The sequence below is a fragment of the Actinosynnema sp. NPDC059797 genome (assembly GCF_042732085.1).
In the GTDB taxonomy this organism is placed as follows: Bacteria; Actinomycetota; Actinomycetes; order Mycobacteriales; family Pseudonocardiaceae; genus Actinosynnema.
On the sequence record NZ_JBHWIE010000312.1, the window covers coordinates 1 to 8,477 of the forward strand.

Genomic DNA, 8,477 nt, shown 5'->3' on the forward strand with positions numbered 1-8,477 from the left:
GGCCGGCATCAGGTCCGGTGACACGAATCGCGGACGGGTTCGCGCCGCGCCGGACGCGTCCACGAGTTCGGCGAGGTCCTCGGGCCGCAGCAGGGCCACGCCGTCCTGTTCCGCGCGCTCGACCACGGCCGTGTAGGCGTCCAGCAACGGGCGTTCGGCTTCCCGGTGGCGGTTCAGGCCGCCGGCCTCGATCGCCGCGGCCAGCCGCTCGGCGAACGACAGGAACCCGCAGGGCTCGGTCACCAGTTCGGTGACGAGGGTGCGCAGGCCGCGCCAACGCAGCTCCCCGTAGGCCGCGCAGAGGTCGAGGTAGGGGCCGAGCTGGTCGCTCCAGCGCCGGACGACGTCGCCGCCGACGCTGACCGGCGCGTCTCCCTCGCACTCCTCGAAGACGACGAGGCGGTCGGCGTACATCCGCCCGCCGTCGCGCCTGGCCGGCCTCGAGGTCAGCTCCTCGAAGCGTCGTTCGACAGCGCCCAGTGCGTCCAGGCGGGTCTCGGCGGAGGTGGCGTCGCCGTAGTCGCGAACGCGGTCGGCCACGTCCCGCAGTGCGGCGCGCCAGGTGTCCCCGCCGTCGACGGTGCGGATCCGGGCCCGCAACTCGGTGAGCGGCTGGGGCCGCGTCGAGGAGGGTTCGAGGTCGGCCAGCAGGACGCCCGCTCTGACCAGGCGGTCGAGGCGGCGTCGCACGACCGGCGCCGATCCGACGGCGCCGAGCGAGCCCACGAGGGCGGCGACGGTGGTGGGGGCCGAAAGGCCGTCGAGGATCGCGATGTCCGCGGTGTCCAGGTCGACGACGCGTCCGTCGGGCAACACGATGCCGGCGTCGGCGAGACCGATCAGCGGAGACCGCCGCACGAGGAGGTGCTCGGCGAACACGGGATCGGCCGCGATGGACCGGGCGAGTTCGGCGACCGCCCAGAAGGAGAGGAACGCGCGCCGGCGCCGGTGGCCGGTCGCGGTCTCGGGGCCGAACCCGATCCCGGTCCGGTCCCCCTCGACGACGCCGTGCGTGAGCGGGCCGAAGAACCCGGTGGTCTCGTTCTTGGCCGCGAGGCGTTGCAGGAAGAGGTAGGCGGTCCGGGTGAACCTGCGGTCGCGAGCGCGCGGCGGGCCGTCCCGGCCGCGTTCGGCGACCCGTCGGGCCTGTTCGGCGAACGACGGTGAGAGCTGGACCAGGGCGTCCCGCACGTCGGGCCGTTCGAGCGCGGCGAGGATGCGCTCCCGTTCGCTCGCCAGCACGTCGGACTGGTCGGCCAGCAGGTCGGTCTCGGCGCGCCGCACCGCCTCGTGCCGCTGCACGTAGTCCGCGGCCGCCCGGCCGAAATCGCCGTCGTCCCCGACGAGTGCCCGCGCGCTCCGCGCGGCCCGCGGCCAGCGCCGGTGACCGAGGTCCGTGCGCAGGGTCGACAGCCGGCGCAGCCTGGTGCGGTCCCGGCCTGCCGCACGGGTCCGGTCGACCTCGCGGTGGATCTCGTCCCGCAACAGCCGCCCGGCGGCGCGTTCGAGCTGTCGCCAGGCGTCGACCAGGTGCTCGGCCCTGTCCGCGGCGGCCGCGTCGACGGTGCCGGGTTTCGGCTCGACCAGCGCGAACGGGAAGCCGGCGCGGCGCAGCAAGACGTGGTCGTGCACCGACCACCCGCCGCTGTTCATCCGAGGTTGACGTGGTCGAACGGACGGTTCAGCTTGGTCCGCGGCCGGGGCAGGGCCTTCGCGAGCCCTTCGACGTCACCGGTGCGCACCCGGGCGGCCAGCGCCGCGGCCTCGTCCGGGTAGGTGATCGATCCGGCGGCCATCGCGGCGACCTCGGGCCCGGGAGCGCGCGCGGTGGCCAGCGCCCGGCCCGTCAGCGCCAGGGCCTGGCCGTGGGGATCGGCGAGCTCGGCGTAGGCGTCGATCGCGGTGTCGAACCAGTCCAGCGCCGCCGATCGGTCCGTCTCCAGGTGCAGGGTGCCGAGTTCGAGCGCGATGACGGCGCGGTGGAACCGGTCGTCGAGGCTCGCCGCCGCCGTGTACGCGTCCTCGTAGGCGGCGGTCGCGGCGTCCGGCCGTCCGGCCGCCAGCTCCAGACCGCCTCGGCGGTACGCGTGGTGCTTGGTGAACATCGGTCCCCAGGCGTCGCCGACGGTCAGGTACTTCAGCCAGGTGGCCAGCGCGCCGTCGTAGCGACCCGTCCGCTCCTGCAGGACGCTCAGGTTCGAGATCAGGTTGATCTTGAGGTGCACGGAGCTGGAGTCCCGTCCGTCGTTGACGCAGGCGAGCGCGGACATCTCGTCGCCGAGCGCGTCGCGGATGCGGCCTTCGGTGAAGGCGCCCAGCGCGCGCACGTTGAGCAGCCAACCCCGCTCACGACGGGCCTGGTCGCCGTCCGCCCCGGCCGCGTCGAGCAGTGCCAGCCCCTCGTCGGCCTGCGCGATGCCGGCGCGGGGATCCCGCATCATCTTGACCCTGGTCAGCGCGGCGTACACGGAGGCCTGCGCACGCAGCTCGTGCGACACCGACTCGTCGTGCGCGATCGCCAGGAACCGGTCGAGCGCCTCGGCGTGCAGGCCGCGGAAGCTGTGCACCATGCCCACGGTCTTGGTGAAGAAGGCCCGCACGTCGACGCTGCCGCGCAGCAACCCGACCTCGAACTCCACGGCGTCGGCGAACCGGGACCGGATGCCCGCCGCGGTCAGGGCGGTGTCGATGTCGGCGCCGTCGACACGCAGACCGGGGGCGCACAGCTCCGCGCCGGTCAGCGCGGCGAGCAGCATCACCTCGTAGTCGCAGCGGAAGAAGGCCCGGCGGATGGACTCGACCGCGTGGGCGATGCGGTCGACCGCTCCCGCCCCGGCGTCGAACACCGTCGCGAGGAGTTCCGCCTCCGGTGAGCCGTGGCCGGCCGGTCCCCGCTCCGGGGCGGGGCCGTCCGGCACGCGCCCCGTCCCGATCCGCTCCGCGAACCGGACGGGCTCGGGGGACGGGTGGCCGAGCGCGGCGAGCCGGGCGCCCATCGCGCTCCGCGCGTCGTGACCGGACAGCCGGAGGCGGTCCGGCGCGCCGGCCCAAGCCAGGCGCTCGGCGAGGCGGACGAGACCTCGGAGCGTCGCCGGATCGCAGGCGCCGACATCGTGCACGTCGAGCCGGAAGTCCTCCTCGACCAGGACGCCGCCGATGGCGGCCGTCGAGGTGTCGAGGATCCGGAACAACTGCTCCGACTCCGGGTGCAGGCGCCGCTCCGACGGGCTGAGCGCTATTTCGGACATGGGCGCCGGAATGCGATCGAACCACGCCGGAACGGCATTGCTCGCCTCAATGGGCGCCTCCGCGAGCCGAGCGCGGACGGAAGCCGTTCGTGCGTCGAGGACGCCCAGGATAGATCGAATTCCGTCGAATGCGACGGGGAACCCGTGGGCGACCGAAACGGAAATGATCTCGGTCAAGACAGCCCTCTCCCTGTTTATGCGAAAACAAAGGAGCGCAACGCCATTATCGCAGCCGTCATCGGGCCACGCGACCCGATGACGTCCGCGACAGCAGGAGTGCACGATGATCAGGCGTTCGAACGGCAGCCAGGACCCGCGCCACCCGGAACGCCGATGTACGTGCCGCGATTACGCCCTAGGCGAGCGCCAGCGGGGCGATCTTGTTCTCGATCTCGTCGAGAGTGAATTCGATGTCGTCGAGGTCGTCGAGCACGTCCAGCTCGTCCACGACCTCTTCTGCGACGATCTTGTCCTCAGCCATCTTGTCCCCCCACGGCAATAGATGAGCTACTGAAGCGTTCGTCGTGATCTCCCAAGCTTCGGGACACCGCAACGCTACCAGCCCCTCCCGGGGCCGGCAACCGCCTACCACTCGACCAGTCGCTTTCACTCGAATGTGGTAATCGGTGACATTGCGTTGACACGTCGATCGGCCGGGCGCTACGTTCGAATTGGGAACGACGGGGGTCTCTTCGCGCGAGCGATGATCGATATCGAATCACGGGGGAAGTCCGCACCAGATCGCCGGTCGGTGTCCCACCACGATCTCAGCGCCCTGTGCGAGGCGCGATTCGCGTGCTCGATCGAACGAGGAGGCCGCGTGCCCGGAGAGCTGACCGTACTGGGGATCGGGGGGAGCCTCGGCGCGCGATCCCGAACTGCGGCACTCCTGCGTACCGCGCTGCGCCACTGCCGCGACCACGGCATGCGACCGCGGCTGTACGACCTGAACAAGCACCGGCTCCCGCTGTTCGAGCCCACGGCCGAGGCCGGTCCACCCGCCTCGGCCGCCCTCCTGCTGTCCGAGGTCCGCGCGGCCGACGCGATCGTGTTCGCGTCCCCCACCTACCACGGAACCGTCTCCGGGGCGCTGAAGAACGCCATCGACTACCTCCAACTGCTCGCCTCGGACGACCCGCCGTGGCTGTCCGGCAAGTCGGTCGCGCTGATGACCGCCAGCTCGGGCCAGGGGGCCGGTATGCAGACGATCACCGCTCTGGACCACGCCTGCCGGGCGATGCGGGCGGTGACCGTGCCCACCGTGGTGGTCGCCACCGACGAGGACTTCGCCCGGACCGCCGCGCTGGCCGACGACAGGTTCACCGCGCGGTTCGAGCGGATCGTCGCCGAGCTGCGCCGCCACGCGGGAACGGTGAGGGCCGAAGCCCTGGTGGACGCGCCGTGATCAACACCTACTTCGCCGAGCGCCGGGAGGCGGTCCACGTGCTGCACCAGCACGGCGGCACCGAGGCCCGCGCCGAGCGCTACCAGGGCATCGGCCGCACCGAGTACTCCGGCAACGGGTCCCGCCACCACTACGACACCGTCGCGCCCGATGACGTCAGGATCGACGCGGCCACCCGGTCGGCACTCGACGAGCTGCTCATGCCGTGGCCGACCGCGGTTTCGGCCGAGACCGCGCTGACGGAGCTCGCGGCCGGGCTCGCCGGCGCCGCGGGCCTCGCCAAGGGCGTGGAGCTGGTGGTCAGCCTGCGCTCCTACGAACAGGACGTCCTCGCCGGACCGGCGGAGGCGTTGCTGGCCGACACCCGGCGCTTCTACACCGTCAACCTGGAGGCACGCGACGGGCGCCGCGCCGACGGCCGGCCCGACGTCCACGCGCGTCGCGACTCGGCGGTGGCGGACCTCGACGACCTCCCGGCGCTGGCCGGCGAGCTGTTGCGGCAGCTGCGAACGGATCTCGACGTGGCCAGGGACCTGCCCGAACGATCGCTGCCGCTCGCGCAGCGCCCGGTCGTGCTCGGCCCCGGCACGGGCGGCATGTTCTTCCACGAGCTGTGCGGACACCCGCTGGAGGCGGACGTCATCGCCAGCGGCACGTCGCAGCTCGCCGCGCTCCGCGGCCAACGGGTCGGGCCCGAGTGGCTGACCGTGCTAGACGACCCGTGCTCGGAGGAGGCGGTGTTCGGGTACAGGGTCGACGACGAGGGCACCCCGGCCGAGGCGGTGGCGCTGATCCGCGACGGCGTGGTCGCCGATCCGCTGCACAGCCGCGCCACCGCCGCCGCGATGGGCGAGCGCCCCAACGGCCACGGCCGCCGGATGTCGTACCTCTACCCGGCCCTGCCGCGACAGTGCCACACGCGCGTGCTGCCCGGTCGGCACACCGACGACGAGGTGTTGGGCACGGCCGGCGAGGCCGTCCTGGTCCACCGGTTCCGCGTCCGGTACGTGTTCGTCGACGGCGGCGGGTTCTCGTTCTTCGCACCGAGCGCCCTGCTGCTGGAGGACGGGAAGCCGGTGGCGCGGTTGCGGGACGTCGAGATCACCGGCGACATCGTCAGCACCCTCGGCAACATCCGCGCGATCGGCGACAGGGGGGTGGCGTGGATCGGCGGTGGCGGCTGCGGGAAGCTCAACCAGGGTCCGCTCATCACCGGCTTCGAGCAGCCACACGTGTTGGTGGACGGGCTCAGCTCGGCCAGCACCCACTTCACCGGGGAGAACGGCGACCGATGAACGCAGTGACGTCTCCGGCGATGCCGACCTGGGACTCGGTCACGACCGCGCACGACGCGTACGACCGGGCGCCCGACGCCGACGAGGTCGAGCTGTACGTGCACGACTCGACCGAGGCGACCACCACCCTCGAACCGCGGACGCCACAGTTCGTCAGCGTGCAGGGCCGGGTGCTGGCCTACGGCTGCCGGTTGTGGCGCGACGGGCGCGCGGCCGGGCGCGGGCGTTCCGTGTCGGGGCTCGACGACCTGGTCGACCTGATGGTGGAGACCGACCACGCGTTGAACACCTCGGGAAGGCCGACCGCGCTGCCGCACGCGGTCCGGTTGACGCCGGACCAACGGGGCCCCGACTGCGGTCCGCTGTCCATGTCGGACGTCGAACGGCTGGCCGAACGCACGGCGACCGCGGTGCGCGACCGCGGCGGCAAGGTGCAAGCGGTCGTCGCGCACCACTTCTACACCCTGATGGGGATCACCACGCGCAGCGGCGGCGAGGCCGTGCAGTACATGCCGACCGAACGGGTGCAGGTCCGGTGCGAGACACCGCACGGGCCGATCACCGACGCCTGCGGTCAGGCGGCCATCGGTCCCGCGCTGGACATCTCGGCCATGGTGGAGCGGTACGCGGACGCGCTCGACGCGCTCGCCGGACCGGGGGCGCCGCCGCCTGCCGACCTCCCGGTGGTGTTCCGCCCCGCCGTCGCCGGTCCGCTGGTCGCCGGGCTCGGCTGGCTGCTGACCGGCTCGACCGCGGTCGACACCCCGGGGCTGGCGCGGGCGGTGGGCAAGCGGCTGTTCCCGTCGTGCCTGTCGGCCGACGACCCCGGCTCCGCCGAGGGTGAGCACCTGCCCGTCGCGGACAACGAGGGCCATCCGGTCCTGCCGGTGGACCTGGTGCGCGACGGCCGGCTGGTCGGGTTCCTGCACAGCGCCCGCACGGCGTCCGCCCTCGACGTGCCGCGCAACGGCCGGGGTCTGCGGATGGGGATCCCCGGGATGCCGGAGCCGACACCGATCCGGTTCCGCGTCGCCGCGGACCGCGGCCACGTGCCCGACGACCACGTCGAGTTGTCCTGCCGGCTGGACACCATGAACCCGATGCCGCGGACCGGCCAGATCGAGCTGATCGCCGCGGGATGGGTGGTGCGGGGTGGCAAGCGGATCAGTCGGGTCGCGCCGTTCGAGTTCCGCTGCGACGTGCTCCGCTACTGGCGACAGCTGATCGGGACCGGGCACGACCCGGTCCGCCTGCCCGGCGCCAACGAGTCCACGACCCCGTCCCTGGTGTTCCGGGGCTTGCCGTGACCGAGACCGACAAGCCGCACCGTGCCGCGCTGATCAGGAACCGACCGTTCGCGGCGCTGTGGCTGGCGCGCAGCACGTCCTACTTCGGCGACTTCATCACGCTGACCGCGCTGACCCTGCTGCTGTACGAGCGCTCGGCCTCACCGCTGTACCTCGGCGCCGCGCTCGCGGCCCGCGCGCTCCCCCAGGCCCTCGGGCCGATCGCGGGTGCGGTCGCGGACCGCTTCGACCCGCGCCGGGTGATGATCGTCTGCGACCTGCTGCGGATGGTGACGATCGCGGTGATCGCCGTCGCACTGCCGCCGGCACCGGTCCTGATCCCGCTCATCGCCGTCACCGCGGTGCTGAGCACGTTCTTCCTGCCCGCGAGCAAGAGCATGGTGCCCCGGCTGGTCCCGCGAGCCTCGCTCGGCCCGGCGAACGCCGCCCTCGGCGTATCGCACAACGTCGCCTTCGCGGCCGGTCCGGTGCTGGGCGCGGTGCTGTTCCAGGCTTTCGGGCCGACCGCGGTGTTCGCCCTGGACGCCGCCACCTACCTGATCTCGGCGCTGTTGCTCGTGGCGCTCCCGGCCAGGGCGGCACGCCGGACGGGCGAGCGCGGCACGGGGCGGGTGTTCGCCGGGCTCAGCGGGCTCGGTGGTGAGGCGCGTGAGGGCGTGCGCTACATCTGGCGGCACCGGGTCGTCCGGATCGTCGCGATCGGCCTGTTCCTGAGCGTCGCGTTCTCCGCCATGGACAACGTGGCCCTGGTCTTCCGCCTCCGCGACGACCTGGGTCAGCCCGCGTCGGCGCTCGGGCTGACCCTGAGCGTCTTCGGTGTGGCCATGATCGCCGCGCCGCTGCTCCTCCTGAGCGCGCTCCGGTCGTTCTCAGGTCTGCGGCTGCTGACCATCGGGCTGCTGTGCTCCGGGATCGGCACCGCGGCCACGGGCCTCGTCGACGCGCTCCCCGCGGTCCTCGTCGCCTACGCCATCGCCGGGGCCGGGAACGGTTTCGAGAACATCGCCGTGGACACCACGATCGGCGAGCACGTCGAAGAGGAATGGCTCGGCAGGGTTTTCGGCACGGTGTACGGACCGATATTCCTGGCCGACGCCCTGGCCTCCCTGGGCGCGGCCACGCTGCTCGAACTGGTCTCGCCGGGAACGGTCTTCGTCATCGCCGGCGCCGGCGTCATCGCCATCGGCCTGGTGGTCTGGTTCGCCGGTGTCCGGTACACCAG

The 8,477-nt window shown here is 72.6% G+C and carries 7 protein-coding genes; 4 read left to right on the forward strand and 3 right to left on the reverse strand.

What is annotated here, in order from left to right:
• From ACFV4N_RS35465 to ACFV4N_RS35475, 3 genes are all read right to left on the reverse strand, one after another.
• Positions 1-1,632: lantibiotic dehydratase (locus tag ACFV4N_RS35465; RefSeq protein ID WP_499677034.1), on the reverse strand; the 1,632-nt coding region annotated here is incomplete at its 3' end.
• A 17-nt stretch (positions 1,633-1,649) separates the two neighbouring features.
• The gene (locus ACFV4N_RS35470) at positions 1,650-3,248 is read right to left on the reverse strand and encodes a hypothetical protein (protein ID WP_499677035.1); all 1,599 of its coding nucleotides are present in this window, start codon (positions 3,246-3,248) and stop codon (positions 1,650-1,652) included.
• 355 nt (positions 3,249-3,603) lie between these two features.
• Positions 3,604-3,729 carry an ammosamide/lymphostin RiPP family protein gene (locus ACFV4N_RS35475; protein ID WP_499677036.1) on the reverse strand — a complete coding sequence of 42 codons (126 nt, stop codon included), beginning with the start codon at positions 3,727-3,729 and terminating at the stop codon, positions 3,604-3,606.
• Between the two features lie 222 nt (positions 3,730-3,951).
• Between ACFV4N_RS35475 and ACFV4N_RS35480 the strand changes: the two genes are divergently transcribed.
• The 4 genes from ACFV4N_RS35480 to ACFV4N_RS35495 form a co-directional block, all read left to right on the forward strand.
• Positions 3,952-4,653 carry an NADPH-dependent FMN reductase gene (locus ACFV4N_RS35480; protein ID WP_499677037.1) on the forward strand — a complete coding sequence of 234 codons (702 nt, stop codon included), beginning with the start codon at positions 3,952-3,954 and terminating at the stop codon, positions 4,651-4,653.
• Positions 4,650-5,948 (forward strand): TldD/PmbA family protein, encoded by a 1,299-nt coding sequence (locus ACFV4N_RS35485; protein ID WP_499677038.1) that lies wholly within the window; start codon positions 4,650-4,652, stop codon positions 5,946-5,948. Before ACFV4N_RS35480 ends, ACFV4N_RS35485 begins: the two co-directional genes overlap by 4 nt.
• The gene (locus ACFV4N_RS35490; RefSeq protein ID WP_499677039.1) at positions 5,945-7,255 is read left to right on the forward strand and encodes a metallopeptidase TldD-related protein; all 1,311 of its coding nucleotides are present in this window, start codon (positions 5,945-5,947) and stop codon (positions 7,253-7,255) included. Before ACFV4N_RS35485 ends, ACFV4N_RS35490 begins: the two co-directional genes overlap by 4 nt.
• A partial coding sequence (locus ACFV4N_RS35495) for an MFS transporter (RefSeq protein ID WP_499677040.1) occupies positions 7,252-8,477 on the forward strand: 1,226 nt, incomplete at its 3' end. The genes ACFV4N_RS35490 and ACFV4N_RS35495, both read left to right, overlap by 4 nt.